Source organism: Haoranjiania flava, assembly GCF_025631005.1.
Classification (GTDB): Bacteria; Bacteroidota; Bacteroidia; order Chitinophagales; family Chitinophagaceae; genus Haoranjiania; species Haoranjiania flava.
Genome location: NZ_JAOTPL010000024.1, coordinates 16,060 through 29,416, shown reverse-complemented (window position 1 = coordinate 29,416; position 13,357 = coordinate 16,060). Strand labels below are relative to the sequence as shown.

Sequence of the window (13,357 nt, the reverse complement as noted above, 5' to 3'; positions counted from 1 at the left end):
GATGAATAAAGGCTATTCCATGCGACCATTAAAAACAGCCGCAATCGGCGCACGAAATAAATACATGAAATAGCCATAAAAATTAGGAATCTATACCAACCGGAATGATAATAAAGAATTAAGGTTTTGGTTATTCCATGTGGCAAACAGAAAAAATTAAATATTAACACATGAATGAATTTTGTGAGCCATAGGGTGAGCCAAATTTGAGCCATAAATTTGCTAAACAAGGTTATATATTGTTATAAAAATGGCATTTTGTAATTGGCTACAATGTAAAAGCCGCCAAACGTACTGTTTATGCGGCTTTGACGTGTGATCCGATCAGGATTCGAACCTGAGACCTACTGCTTAGAAGGCAGTTGCTCTATCCAGCTGAGCTATCGGACCTGTTTTAAGGTTTGCAAAAATAAATTTTTAAAAACTATATTCCAAAAAAGTTTTAAAACTGTTATGCTCTTGCAGCTCAATGGCTTTTTACTAACTTTACCGCCAAAATATTACCGATGAGAGCGATACAGATGGTCGACCTGAAAAGCCAGTACCACAAAATAAAACATGAAGTAGATAAGGCAGTAATTGATGTGTTGGAAAGCAGCGCTTTTATTAATGGCCAGCCTGTACATGATTTCTCAGATCAGCTGGCAACTTACCTCGGCGTAAAACATGTAATCCCCTGTGCCAATGGTACAGATGCTTTGCAGATAGCCTTAATGGCGCTTGATCTGCAACCCGGCGATGAAGTGATTACCCCGTCTTTTACGTTTATAGCCACTACGGAAGTTGTTGCCTTGCTGAAGCTGAAACCGGTATTTGTAGATGTAGACAAAGACACTTTCTGCATGAATATGGCATCGGTTGAAAAAGCTATTACGCCTAAAACCAAAGCAATTGTACCGGTACATCTTTACGGCCAGTCGGTGGATATGGAGCCGCTGATGGATTTGGCAAACCGCCATGGCATCTACGTTGTAGAAGACAATGCCCAGGCTATCGGCTGTGATTATACTTTTGCTGACGGAAAGATAGCCAAAGCCGGGACGATCGGGCACATGGGTACTACCTCATTCTTTCCTGCAAAAAACCTGGGTTGCTACGGCGATGGCGGCGCCATGTTTACAAATGACGATATACTGGCCGCTAAACTTAAAAAAATTGCCAACCACGGTTCTGATAAAAGATATTATCATGAAATAGTCGGCTGCAATTCAAGGCTCGATACCATTCAGGCTGCCGTACTGAACATTAAATTAAAACACCTGGATGCCTATGCAAAAGCGCGCAATGAAGTAGCTGCATACTACAACAGCGCATTTGCCGGCAATCGTAAAATCATTACACCCCGGCCTGCACCTTATACCACGCATGTGTTTCACCAGTATACGCTTGTGCTGGAAGGCGTCGACAGATTTGGGTTACAGCAGCATTTGGCACACAAGCAGATTCCTGCTATGGTTTATTACCCGGTGCCGGGGCATCGCCAGGAAATGTTTCAGCAGTTCAACGTAGCGTACGACCTGCCTGTGACTGACTATCTTACAGAGCGCGTCATATCATTGCCGATACATACCGAAATGGATGAAGAGCAATTGAAATATATAACCCGTAGTGTACTGGAATACATTAATTAAACTAAAAAAATATACCGTGAAGCCAACAATTTTAATTACAGGAAGAGACGGCCAGTTAGGCAGCGAATTGCAATTGCTGCATTTTTCCTACCCGCAGTACCGCTGGGTATTTGTTGATAGAGATGAAATGGATCTGAGCAGTAAAGATAGCATTGATGCCGTTTTTGAAGAATATAAGCCTGCATATTTTATTAGTTGCGGAGCGTATACTGCGGTAGATAAAGCAGAGACTGACAGGGATATGGCTGAAAAAATCAACGCTACGGCAGTGGGTATTATTGCAGATAATTGTAAGAATAATGATACGGTTTTAATTCATATTTCTACGGATTATGTCTTTGACGGTAACGGCAAAACACCCTATAAGCCTGATGAACCCACAGATCCGTTGAATTATTACGGATTGACAAAAAGAGACGGCGAGGTGCTGGCTTTTGAAAAGAATCCCAAAACTATCGTGATCCGTACCGCATGGGTCTACAGCAGTTTCGGGGCCAATTTTGTAAAAACAATGCTGAGGTTGATGAGTGAGCGCGAGGAGATCAGCGTAGTCAGTGACCAGGTAGGTACGCCAACGTATGCGAGAGACCTGGCCAAAGCCATTATAAAAATTATTTTAAGCGATAATAAAATATACGGCACCTATCATTTTACCAATGAGGGAATTATTTCCTGGTATGATTTTGCTGAAGAGATAAAAAATATTGCGGGCCTTACCTGCAGGGTAAATGCTATACCTTCCTCACAGTTCCCCACGCCCGCAAAGCGCCCATACTATTCGGTTCTGGATAAAACAAAAATTGTAGAAGACTATGATGTTGTACTGAAAGACTGGAAAGAAAGCCTGCGGAATTGTATGCAGATACTGGCGCCTGTTACGTAAACTTAAAAAAAATCTGAATCCTGCCACAGCTCTTAATCTACCTGGGTGATAAAGTTATTGAACTTCTTTTTAAAGTCTGATCTTACGGCTTCAGGTATATCTTTATAGAACATTACCTTAAAGCCCCTTTCCAGTGTATCTTTGACTGTATCCGGTAATTCTAAATCCCTGCTGTGCGCTACGCCTATTAATTTTTTTTCATGAAATACCAGGATCACGCGTGGCATGGGTGAAGGATCATCTATCCAGTTTTCATAATTAAAATACATGAGGTAGGGATTCAGCACATCATAGTCTTCCATAGCAAAGCTTTTGATGAATGGCCTGAAACCGTCTATATTCCTGTCTTTCAGAGTTCTTATGTATTCAGTCAGCGCGTTCTCAATTACTGAATAGGCATAGATATTATCTTTATGTGTGTAGCCGGTAAGTTCCGCCCAGGCAACTTTCCCGTCAGAAGATTTAGGAGCATAAATATCCGTCATTACTTCGCCCACAACCTTGCCTTCAACAATGATCTTTGCGCCGGCTTTCAGTGTGTCATAGTTTACATCTTTGATATTGCTTTCTGCTGTAATGCCGATGTTGTGCCATCCGTCCCGTGCTTCTGTGGCAGTTACAAGTGTACTGTCATTTAATGTAAAAATGATCTTTCCATTTGCTTTATCGCGGATGTTTGCCGGGCCGTTGATGCGTTCAGCAATAACAGCTGAGCCCTCGTAAATATTTTTTTCAGCTGTGGGCTGTACTTGTGAGCTGTTGATAGGTAAAGTATCATTTTCCTGTTCCTCGTTGTTATGCTGACTGCATCCGGCTGTTAATATTAAAACCAGCATCACGAATTTGTAAAAGTTTTTCATTTCCTCGGTTTTATCGTACTCCTGTTTTTTTCTTAAGAGCTATTAACCTCTCGACAAACTTGCGTACTGGATTTAATTGCTCATGATCTATATCATCGAATGTAATTTTGTGGTAAGCGTTTCCTTTCCTCACCGATATCCAGGTATCGCAGCCATCGGCGCAGACTGCACAGGTATTCAGGGTAATTTTATTGAAAGCTGCCATGTCCAGTGTTGCTACCAGGCCGTTCCAGTCCTCTTTACTGATAGTGGAGTCCTTAACTAGTCCTTTTTCACCGCAACCCGCTTTGTATTCGTAGTGCAGTTTAGGATAAGAAATATATAGCGAATCCGTGCCCGCACACCAGCCGCAGGTAGAACCGATATGTAAAACAATATCTTCACTTTCAGCTGAGTTTTTTACCTGCGAGCACGAAAAGAAAAAAACTGCTGAAATCAGCGTGAACACGAACATTTTTATGCTGTGTGGAGAATATACCATGCTTTTGTTTTATTGTGTTTTTAATGTTTTTGATTTTACTGCTGTTGAAAGTTTCAGCTCAATTACCTATTAGCTAAACCTATTACGTAATCCTTATGCAAAGTGCTACAATTATTATGCAGAAAAATGTTCAGGGGCCGTTCGCAGGTAATCTGCCAGCACTTTCAGCTGGGCATTATGCCCCTTTTTCAACTGTGCTTCCCTGCTAAGCTTTTGCATGTTCCTGTTCACGGATCGCAAAAAGGAAGGGAAAAGTTTTTTAAAGGCAACATCCGGTATATTCAGCCGTTTATTGGTTTCTTTATCAAGCAGGAACCAGTTGCAGCAGATATGCAGGTAGCGAAGCCGTTTCCTTTGATACCTGTATTTATAAATGGTTGATTCAAGGCTTTCATTCAGGAGCGCATGTGCCAGCATCACAGAATCTGCGTCAGCCACGGGTTGTATGCTTGTCCATAAGTAAAATTGCGCGGTTGCATCTTTAGCATTTTCAGGAATATACGCTGCCGGTATGCCCAGCAGGTAGCCGATATATTTCCATAAATGGAAAACGCCTGCTTCTTCTTCTGCAGAAAAGCGTACATTGAGTTTCTTCAATCCCAGCAAAAATGTGAGGCTGAAGCCAATGTAGGTAGCTATCATATCCCAACTGTTGATGGGCTTTCCCCATTCGCGTGTGTCCCAGTCTTGTATCATTTCCTGTATCATCAGTCGCGAGTAGGCGTGTATCACCCTTGTTTTTACACAGGCTGCGTAACCTTTTCCATGTGTATTCAAAGCATCTTGGCGGGTAACGTTTACCCAGAAATCAAGCGTGTCGGTCAGCCGCTTTACTGCACCTTTCTTCAAAGCTTCGGTAAAGATCAAAGGCTTGTTCAGGTAGGCGTAGTTATATCCGCCCATTAAAGTAAAATCGCGTAAAACGATCAATGCATTCAAGCCTGCCCTCCGGCACAGTTCAGCGCCTCGCTCAAGCAAATCGCGGTTGAGCCATGCGGGTTCCTGCTGCATTTGCAGCAACATATGCTTTAACCCGGGCGGAAGGCTGCTTTCCTGCGAAATATTTTCCCCTGCAGCGGCGGTGATCATGCGCATGGCTGCCGGGAATGACATGTTCATCAGGGTTTCACGTGCTGCTGCATCGCCTGCTAAATCAGTGTGGTAATAAAGATGAGCATATTTTTCAAATCCCTCCAAAGAAGGTTGCGCACCGCTGAATGCGATCATTTCTTTACCGTTGCCTTGCTGCCAGAATTTTTTAAAAGCTTCTGTCTGATGAAATTTGGGGCTGAGCTGCATACTGCTGTTTCCACAAATTCCAAACCAAAAACCATAGCCTATTTATATAAACTAATTAAAGCTGATATTCTTGTTTCAAATTTTTATCTTTGCAACTTAAATCTCATTACACACAATTTTAATGTTATATGATTAATCTTACTTTCCCCGATGGTGCGGTACGCAGTTATGACGATGGAGCTTCGGGGCTGGATGTTGCTAAATCTATCAGCGAAGGGCTGATGCGTAAAGTGCTGGCAGTAGAGTTCAACGGCAAAGTGATCGATGCTTTCCAGCCTATCACTGAAGATGGAACCATTAAATTCCTTACCTGGGATGATGAAGGCGGAAAATCTACCTTCTGGCATTCGTCTGCACACCTGATGGCAGAAGCGATCCAGGAGTTTTATCCCGATACCAAGTTTGCCATAGGCCCTCCCATTGCCAATGGCTTCTATTATGATATTGACCTGGGTGATGAGAAAATTACAGATGAAGACCTTGCGAAAATAGAAAAGAAAATGAAGGAGCACGCTTCTAAGAAAGAGCGCTTCTCCAGGAAACAGGTGTCCAAGGCAGATGCTGTGGCATATTTTACCGAAAAAAATGATCCCTATAAATTAGAACTGATCGAAGGGCTGGAAGATGGCAACATTACCTTCTATACCCAGGGAGATTTTACTGATCTCTGCCGCGGTCCGCACATTCCGAACACAGGATACATCAAAGCCATCAGGCTGATGAATATTGCCGGCGCTTACTGGCGCGGTGATGAAAAAAATAAAATGCTTACGCGTATCTACGGCGTTACTTTTCCTTCCAACAAGGAACTGGAAGAGCATCTGGCAATGCTGGAAGAGGCTAAGAAACGCGACCACCGCAAGCTCGGCAAAGAACTGGAGTTATTTGCTTTCAGTGAGAAGGTGGGCGCAGGGCTGCCTTTATGGCTTCCCAAGGGCGCTATGCTGCGCGAAAGGCTGCAACAATTTTTGCAAAAAGCCCAGATCGAAAGCGGCTATCTGCCGGTGATCACTCCGCACATCGGCAACATTAATTTATACAAAACCTCCGGCCACTACGAGAAGTATGGCAAGGATAGTTTCCAGCCGATCAAAACACCGCATGAAGGAGAGGAGTTTTTGCTGAAACCCATGAACTGCCCGCATCACTGCGAGATATACAAAACATCACCTAAGTCTTACAAAGACCTGCCGGTGCGCTATGCAGAGTTTGGTACGGTTTACAGGTACGAGCAGGCAGGAGAGCTGCATGGCCTTACCCGCGTGCGCGGCTTTACCCAAGACGATGCACACCTGTTTTGCCGCCCCGACCAGGTGAAAGAAGAATTTAAAAAAGTGATAGACCTGGTGCTGTATGTGTTTAATTCATTAGGCTTCAGCGATTTTACCGCACAAGTCTCCCTGCGCGATAAAGAAGACAGGAGCAAATATATAGGCGCCGAAGAAAACTGGGATATTGCCGAGAATGCCATCCGCGAGGCGGCTGCAGAAAGAGGTTTAAGAACAGTGGAAGCGTATGGCGAGGCTGCCTTTTACGGTCCTAAGCTGGACTTTATGGTAAAGGATGCCATTGGCAGAAGCTGGCAGTTAGGCACCATACAGGTAGATTACGGCCTGCCTGAAAGGTTTGAACTGGAGTATGTAGACAGTGACAATACCCGCAAGCGCCCCGTGATGATACACCGTGCACCTTTCGGCAGCATGGAACGCTTTGTGGCTGTGCTTTTAGAGCATTGTGGTGGCAAATTGCCGCTCTGGCTGGTACCCACCCAGGTGAAGATATTGCCTATATCCGATAAGTTTATGGACTATGCCAATCAGGTAAAAGATATATTGCATAAACAGGATATCCGCGTAGAAATTGACGACCGCCAGGAAAAGATCGGTAAGAAAATACGCGATACCGAATTGCAGAAGATTCCGTACATGCTCATCGTTGGTGAAAAAGAAATGGAGAGCAATACTGTTGGCGTGCGCAAACAGTCTGTCGGCGACTTGGGCGCTAAACCTGTCGAAGACTTTGCCGCACACATTCAACAGGAAGTTAATGAAAAATTAGCCTGATCGTGAAAATTATTAGCTCTACAGCTAATATTTAAAATTATTAGCGATTTTGCTAATAATCCGGATTATTAGTGATTTTGCTTATATTCGTGTTATGATAGCAGTAATCAGCGGCGATATTATTAATTCCGAAAGAGCTTCATCAGCAGTGTTGATGAAGACACTAAAAGATTTCTTCAAAGGCTTCGGTAAATCTCCCGGAGACTGGGAAATATACCGTGGCGACCAGTTCCAGCTGGCGCTGAAAGATGGGGAAGCGGCTTTCGTTGCAAGCATTCACCTGAAATCTGTAGTAAAAAAACTGGACAATGTAGATGTGCGCATAGCCATCGGGCTGGGGGAGAAGAGTTATCATGCCCGCAAGATCACGGAGGCTAATGGCTCTGCCTTTGTACATTCAGGCAGGAAATTAGATGCGCTGAAAGCCGAGAATGTTAACCTGGCGATACAATCTGACTTTGCAGAATTTGATGCGGAAATGAACCTGTTCTTTAAATTTGCTTCCACGTTCATGGATGAATGGTCTGCCGTTTCCTGCGAAATTGTAAGTACATTGCTGGAGCATAGCGAAAGAACACAACTGGAAATAGCAGAGATTTTAAACATCAATCAATCTGCAGTAAGCCAGCGGCGAAAACGTGCTAACTTTGATCTGTTGATGGAGCTGAACCAACATTATATTCACCGGGTAAAACAACTGCCTGCATGATCTTACTGCTCAAACTACTATTGGCCCACCTGATCGGTGACTTCTTTTTGCAGCCTGATAAATGGGTTACAGAGAAAGAGCAGCATAAGCATAAAAGCACAAAGCTCTATCTTCATGTACTTATACATTTTTTACTGATCATGCTGTTTGTATGGGATCTTTCGTTTATTCCCATGGCAGCAGGGATCAGTGTTTTGCATGGCGTTACCGATTTTTTAAAGTTGCGTTATCAGAAAAAAGAAAACCGGAGGCTGTATTTTTTCCTGGATCAGTTCATACATGTTTTAGTGCTGATATGTGCTGTTATCATCCGGGAGAAAGTGGTTATAAGCGAGGTTGACCTGTTGAACAAACATACACTATTGATCGTTACGGGCTTTGTCTTTTTAAGCAACCCGGCATCCATTATCGTGCGCACTTTTATTTCCAAATGGACAGATTTTACATTGATAAAATCAGAGGAACTGCAGACAAGGTCGCTGCAAAATGCAGGAAAAATTATTGGTATTCTTGAAAGGTTCCTGGTGTTTGGGCTGATCCTTACGAATCACTGGGAAGGTGTGGGTTTTCTGATTACAGCGAAGTCTGTATTCCGTTTCAGTGACCTGAAACAGGCGCAGGACAGGAAGCTTACCGAATACATACTCATCGGCACACTGTTTAGCTTCGGCATGGCCATTGCAACGGCGATACTGGTAGATTATTTAAGCGGTATTTAATTCCTTTTATAGAATAAGCCTGGTTGGATTGCTGAGAAGTAATCTTAAAACTTTCATGCTGCGCGAGCACTTGAGCGTAAAGTATCAAGAAAAAAGTTGGAGAAAGAACTACGACCTTGTTTAAACTCCTGGCACAAGTGGACACTTGCGCCAGCTTCGGAGAAAGAAATTCGTGGCAATGACGCTGCGAATAACGGAAGCGTAAAGTATCAAGAAAAAGTTTAGAGAAAAGAACTACGACCTTGTTTAAACTCCTGGCACAAGTGGACACTTGCGCCAGCTTCGGAGAAAGAAATTCGTGGCGATGACGCCAAGAATAACAGAAGGGTAAAGTATCAAGAAAAAAGTTAGAGAAAAGAACTAAGACCTTGTCTAAACTCCTGGCACAAGTGGACACTTGCGCCAGCTTCGAAGAAAGAAATTTGTGGCAATAACACTACGAATAACGGAGGCGTAAGTATCAAGAAAAAGTTTATAGAAAAGAACTACGACCTTGTTTAGGCTCCTGGCACAAGTGGACACTTGCGCCAGCTTCGGAGAAAGAAATTTGTGGCAATGACGCTGCGAATAACAGAGGCGTAAAGTATCAAGAAAAAAGTTAGAGAAAGAACTACGACCTTGTTTAAACTCCTGGCACAAGTGGACACTTGCGCCAGCTTCGGAAAAAGAAATTCGTGGCAATAACGCTACGAATAACGGAGGCGTAAGTATCAAGAAAAAGTTTATAGAAAAGAACTACGACCTTGTCTAAAATCCTGGCACAAGTGGACACTTGCGCCAGCTTCGGAACACTGGCATGAGGTGCTCGCTTGTAAATTTGGAGCATTACCCGTTAATTTTTTCTTTTGCCCATTGCAGCACTATGGCAAGTTGTTCCTCGGCATTGAGTTCAGAATTATCTAAAACCACCGCATCTTCAGCCTGGCGCAGCGGGCTTATTTTACGGGTAGTATCCAGGTGGTCTCGGTTTTCTATATTCCGGATCACATCGTTAAGATTGGCGTAGCCGGTTTTTTGTTTCAGCTCATCGTAGCGTCTTTTTACCCGTATATTTTTATCGGCGGTCATAAACACTTTCAGTTCTGCTTTAGGGAAAACAGTTGTGCCGATATCTCTGCCGTCCATTACAATGCCTTTTGAGCGGCCCATTTTACGCTGCATTTCCACTGCAAAATCTCTTACTTTCTCCAGGGCAGCAACCTTGCTTACAGCGTTGCTCACATTCATTTTCCGGATCTCATTTTCTACATTCACACCATTGAGGTGGATATGAGAAGAACCGGAAACAGGATCGTACTGAAATTTCAGATTGATATTCCTTAAAGCTTTTTCCAGTTCATGGTCGTCAAATATGTCTATCTGGTTGTTGAGAAAATAAAGCGTTATAGCGCGGTACATGGCTCCGCTATCAATGAAAATATAATTCAGCTCTTGGGCTAAGGCTCGTGCTAAAGTGCTTTTACCGCAGGAAGAATAGCCATCAACCGTAATTATTATATTTTTCATTAATGTATATTGTAGTGAGGTAAAGATAGTACATTTTAAAATTAAATAAAACTTTTTAGAATCGTAACAATGCTTAATTTTAACTAATAAACGTTGAATTGATCAATCGGGATATGATAATATACATACGAATTTTATTTTGGCAGAATTGAAACATTAAATATTCCATACCCGATAATTACCGGGAGCAATTAAAAACATAAAAAACATATGGCTGACATGAAGCATAATCCAATTTTAACTAAGGATTATTTATACGTAATTCTATCCGGCCATTGAAAACATAAAAATATATACGGATGAAATGAAGCATCATCTAATTCCAATTAAGGAGTATTAATGCGTAATTCCATCCGGCCATTAAAAACATAAAATATAAACGGATGAAACATTTATTTACATTTTTTATTCTACTCTCATTTTTTACGGTTGATGCCAATGCGCAGAAAAAACCCAGGCTGAGCCCTATGGATAGTGTATCTACGGAGATCCGTGGCGGAAAAACCATAAAGATTGTCTATAGCCGCCCCACGTTGCGCGAGCGTGCACTGAAAGACATCATTACTTTTGGCGAGGTCTGGCGCACAGGAGCTAATGAAGCTACAACGTTTGAGACTGATAGTGATTTGACAATCGAGGGCAAAAGGTTGCCGGCCGGTAAATATAGCTTGTATACCATCCCCGCCAAAACACAAACCACTGTGATATTCAATAAGAACTGGGATCAGTGGGGTACAAAGTATGATGAGGATTTTGATGCACTACGCATAAAAGTACCTACCAGGCAAGCCAAAAGATCTACGGAGCAGCTCACCATTGATATCAGGAAAAACGGCACGGTAAGCATTGACTGGGAGAAAATGCAGATTAATTTTAAAGTAAAATAATTAACGGAGAGAGATTTCTATAGCAAGACTGTTGCTGTTTGTTGCGCAACGGTCTTTTTTTATAGCATTGCTGCTGTAATAATATAGTCAAAAACAAGCAGGGCAATACAATTCAGCGAAACCGTGAAAGTGCAGCGTTTGCTGAGCTCTACGGTGCTGCCGTAAAAAGTATATCCGAAGAAGCAGGAAATGCTTGAAATAACAAAAGAGAAAACCATGATCTTGATAATGGCTACCCAAAGCGTAAACGGCTTAAAATCTATGATCAGGCCGGTAACAAAGTCGTTGGGCGACAAAGCTGTGGTCATCAGCGAAATAACATAACCGCCCACCATACTAAGCGTGATGGAATAAATGATAAGTGCAGGAACCGTAACCAGTGTAGCCAGGATTTTCGGCGTAATAAGGTAGGAATAAGTATTTACACCCATTACTTTCAAGGCATCAATCTGTTCATAGATACGCATGTATCCCAGCTCTGAAGTGATTTTAAAACCTACCACACACGCAATGATGGCGCCTACACCGCTTGGCGCCAGTTCCAGCATTACGGTATCGCGTACTATTGTAGCAATGATAGACCTGGGTACCATAGGCATCTCCAGCATATAAGCAGCCTGGAGGGTCATAACCATTCCGATGAAAAAAGAGATAATAAAAACAATAGGTACAGATTCCACCCCAATGATCTTGCACTGCTTCATGAATTCTTTCCAGAACATTTTTATATTGTCGGGGCGGGAAATTGTTTTGCGCAAGAGCATAACATAATCACCGAACTCATGAAAAAGGTCGAAGCCGAATTTGCGTATAGTTGATCTGTTGATCAAAGGATTGGTTTGTTTTTAAAAGTAAATATAGAGATTTCAACCAAAACTATTCATGTTCGTCTCCACATATTTTAAAAATACATCCCTGCAGGGTATCATCTACTTTTAGCTGGCAGGCAAGGCGGCTGTTGCTTTCAGAGTCCATCAGCGTATCGAGCATCTGGCCTTCGGCATCGCCTACTTCCGGCAGATTTTCTCCGCCACCCAAAAGCTTTACATGGCATGTGGCGCATAATGCTATGCCGCCGCAGGTAGCCAGTATATTATATTCAAATGCTTTTAAAGTTTCCATCAGGTTCAGGCCCATATCTTCTGGCACTTCTACTTCCTGGCGGCTTCCGTCTCTGTCTTCAACTGTAAACTTTACCATCTTATTTTTAATTCTTTAAAAAGCATTCACTCCGTTAACGGTAGTATATTTAAAACTCAATTTCTGATCGGGGTACACAAATTTAAAGGCGCTCTGGCACATCAGCGCAGCCTCATGGAAGCCGCACAGGATCAGTTTTAGTTTGCCCGGATAGGTATTGATATCGCCTACGGCAAAAATGCCGGGCACGTTGGTGGAATAATCAAAAGTGTCTACCTCAATAGCTGTTCTGTCTATTTCCAGGTTCCAGTCGGCTATGGGGCCAAGTTTAGGCGTAAGCCCGAACAAAGGTATCAGGTAGTCGGCTTTGATGCTTTCCGATGCACCATGACCGTTAACATAGATTACTTCTTCCAGGTGTGCATCGCCTTTAACCGCAGAAAGATTGGATTTTAGTATCAGGTCTATTTTACCGGCTTTTGCCATTTCAAAAACTTTTTCAGCAGAATCGGGAGCGCCGCGGAAGGTTTCACCTCTGTGTATCAAGGTCACCCTGTTGGCAATATTTGCCAGGTAAATAGTCCAGTCAAGTGCAGAATCGCCGCCGCCGGCCAGTACTACGTTCTTTCCCCTGTAAGATTCGGGTGTTTTTACAAAGTAAGCCACACCTTTACCGTTTTCAAATTCTTCCAGCCTGTCTATGGCGGGTTTTCTGGGTTCAAATACACCGAGGCCGCCTGCTATCACTACTACTTTTGATTGTATTTCAGTGCCTTCATTGGTAACCATGCGAAAGCTTCCATCGTCTTTTTTTTCCAGCACTTCCACTCTTTCTCCTAAGGTAAATGTTGGTGCAAAAGGTTCAATCTGCTTCATCAGATTATCTACCAGTTCCTGTGCATTGATGGTAGGGTAACCGGGAATATCATAAATGGGTTTTTGAGGATAAATCTCTGAAAGTTGACCGCCAACCTGCGGAAGGTAATCGACCAAATGGCATCTCATTTTTAAAAGTCCTGCTTCAAACACGGTAAACAAGCCCACCGGACCGGCGCCGATAATACAAATATCTGTTGTAATCATTATTTTAAATTTCGCCTGCAAATATAAACCGAAATAATGAAATACATCCATTGACATTTCTGAAAACTGTCATTTTTTCCTAAATAATTGCTGTGG

General features: G+C 42.7%; 13 protein-coding genes and 1 tRNA gene. 6 read left to right on the top strand and 8 right to left on the bottom strand.

The features are described from left to right. Positions 1–316: 316 nt before the first annotated feature. A tRNA-Arg gene (locus tag OD355_RS12645) sits at positions 317–390 on the bottom strand. 116 nt (positions 391–506) lie between these two features. Here OD355_RS12645 and OD355_RS12640 point away from each other — a divergent pair. Together OD355_RS12640 and rfbD are read left to right on the top strand one after the other, a co-directional pair. After that, positions 507–1,631 (top strand): DegT/DnrJ/EryC1/StrS family aminotransferase, encoded by a 1,125-nt coding sequence (locus OD355_RS12640; RefSeq protein WP_263038855.1) that lies wholly within the window; start codon positions 507–509, stop codon positions 1,629–1,631. A gap of 16 nt (positions 1,632–1,647) precedes the next feature. Continuing rightward, entirely contained in the window at positions 1,648–2,514 is an 867-nt protein-coding gene (gene rfbD, locus OD355_RS12635) for a dTDP-4-dehydrorhamnose reductase (protein ID WP_263038854.1), read from the top strand. A 32-nt stretch (positions 2,515–2,546) separates the two neighbouring features. On the opposite strand, the gene OD355_RS12630 is transcribed toward rfbD, so the two are convergent. From OD355_RS12630 to OD355_RS12620, 3 genes are all read right to left on the bottom strand, one after another. Further along, a complete protein-coding gene (locus OD355_RS12630) occupies positions 2,547–3,374 on the bottom strand; it encodes a hypothetical protein (protein WP_263038853.1) in 828 nt (275 codons plus the stop codon). Between the two features lie 10 nt (positions 3,375–3,384). Beyond that, positions 3,385–3,855 (bottom strand): hypothetical protein, encoded by a 471-nt coding sequence (locus tag OD355_RS12625; RefSeq protein ID WP_263038852.1) that lies wholly within the window; start codon positions 3,853–3,855, stop codon positions 3,385–3,387. A 114-nt stretch (positions 3,856–3,969) separates the two neighbouring features. Further along, positions 3,970–5,154 (bottom strand): oxygenase MpaB family protein, encoded by a 1,185-nt coding sequence (locus OD355_RS12620; protein ID WP_263038851.1) that lies wholly within the window; start codon positions 5,152–5,154, stop codon positions 3,970–3,972. Between the two features lie 128 nt (positions 5,155–5,282). Between OD355_RS12620 and thrS the strand changes: the two genes are divergently transcribed. The 3 genes from thrS (at position 5,283) to OD355_RS12605 (ending at position 8,645) form a co-directional block, all read left to right on the top strand. Beyond that, positions 5,283–7,217 (top strand): threonine--tRNA ligase, encoded by a 1,935-nt coding sequence (gene thrS / locus OD355_RS12615; protein WP_263038850.1) that lies wholly within the window; start codon positions 5,283–5,285, stop codon positions 7,215–7,217. A 94-nt stretch (positions 7,218–7,311) separates the two neighbouring features. Continuing rightward, on the top strand, positions 7,312–7,926 hold the full coding sequence (locus tag OD355_RS12610) for a SatD family protein (protein WP_263038849.1): 615 nt from the start codon (positions 7,312–7,314) through the stop codon (positions 7,924–7,926). Beyond that, entirely contained in the window at positions 7,923–8,645 is a 723-nt protein-coding gene (locus OD355_RS12605; RefSeq protein WP_263038848.1) for a DUF3307 domain-containing protein, read from the top strand. Before OD355_RS12610 ends, OD355_RS12605 begins: the two co-directional genes overlap by 4 nt. A gap of 825 nt (positions 8,646–9,470) precedes the next feature. Here the strand turns inward: OD355_RS12605 and cmk are convergent. Continuing rightward, positions 9,471–10,151: a (d)CMP kinase gene (cmk, locus tag OD355_RS12600; protein WP_263038847.1), complete on the bottom strand. Its 681-nt coding sequence runs from the start codon at positions 10,149–10,151 to the stop codon at positions 9,471–9,473. Positions 10,152–10,534: 383 nt separating this feature from the next. Between cmk and OD355_RS12595 the strand changes: the two genes are divergently transcribed. Further along, on the top strand, positions 10,535–11,038 hold the full coding sequence (locus tag OD355_RS12595; RefSeq protein WP_263038846.1) for a DUF2911 domain-containing protein: 504 nt from the start codon (positions 10,535–10,537) through the stop codon (positions 11,036–11,038). A 59-nt stretch (positions 11,039–11,097) separates the two neighbouring features. Here the strand turns inward: OD355_RS12595 and OD355_RS12590 are convergent, their stop codons facing one another. Genes OD355_RS12590 through OD355_RS12580 form a run of 3 tightly spaced genes read right to left on the bottom strand, consistent with a single transcriptional unit; the run spans position 11,098 to position 13,261 of the window. Further along, on the bottom strand, positions 11,098–11,868 hold the full coding sequence (locus tag OD355_RS12590) for an MlaE family ABC transporter permease (protein ID WP_263038845.1): 771 nt from the start codon (positions 11,866–11,868) through the stop codon (positions 11,098–11,100). A 46-nt stretch (positions 11,869–11,914) separates the two neighbouring features. Further along, entirely contained in the window at positions 11,915–12,238 is a 324-nt protein-coding gene (locus OD355_RS12585) for a (2Fe-2S)-binding protein (RefSeq protein ID WP_263038844.1), read from the bottom strand. A gap of 15 nt (positions 12,239–12,253) precedes the next feature. Then, positions 12,254–13,261: an NAD(P)/FAD-dependent oxidoreductase gene (locus tag OD355_RS12580; protein ID WP_263038843.1), complete on the bottom strand. Its 1,008-nt coding sequence runs from the start codon at positions 13,259–13,261 to the stop codon at positions 12,254–12,256. Positions 13,262–13,357 lie beyond the last annotated feature (96 nt).

Coding starts and splice junctions, on each gene's coding strand:
- OD355_RS12620 (WP_263038851.1), bottom strand. CDS start 5,154: ATGCAGCTCAGCCCCAAATTTCATCAGACAGAAGCTTTTAAAAAATTC.
- OD355_RS12610 (WP_263038849.1), top strand. CDS start 7,312: ATGATAGCAGTAATCAGCGGCGATATTATTAATTCCGAAAGAGCTTCA.
- OD355_RS12580 (WP_263038843.1), bottom strand. CDS start 13,261: ATGATTACAACAGATATTTGTATTATCGGCGCCGGTCCGGTGGGCTTG.
- OD355_RS12640 (WP_263038855.1), top strand. CDS start 507: ATGAGAGCGATACAGATGGTCGACCTGAAAAGCCAGTACCACAAAATA.
- cmk (WP_263038847.1), bottom strand. CDS start 10,151: ATGAAAAATATAATAATTACGGTTGATGGCTATTCTTCCTGCGGTAAA.
- OD355_RS12585 (WP_263038844.1), bottom strand. CDS start 12,238: ATGGTAAAGTTTACAGTTGAAGACAGAGACGGAAGCCGCCAGGAAGTA.
- OD355_RS12595 (WP_263038846.1), top strand. CDS start 10,535: ATGAAACATTTATTTACATTTTTTATTCTACTCTCATTTTTTACGGTT.
- thrS (WP_263038850.1), top strand. CDS start 5,283: ATGATTAATCTTACTTTCCCCGATGGTGCGGTACGCAGTTATGACGAT.
- OD355_RS12605 (WP_263038848.1), top strand. CDS start 7,923: ATGATCTTACTGCTCAAACTACTATTGGCCCACCTGATCGGTGACTTC.
- OD355_RS12625 (WP_263038852.1), bottom strand. CDS start 3,855: ATGGTATATTCTCCACACAGCATAAAAATGTTCGTGTTCACGCTGATT.
- OD355_RS12630 (WP_263038853.1), bottom strand. CDS start 3,374: ATGAAAAACTTTTACAAATTCGTGATGCTGGTTTTAATATTAACAGCC.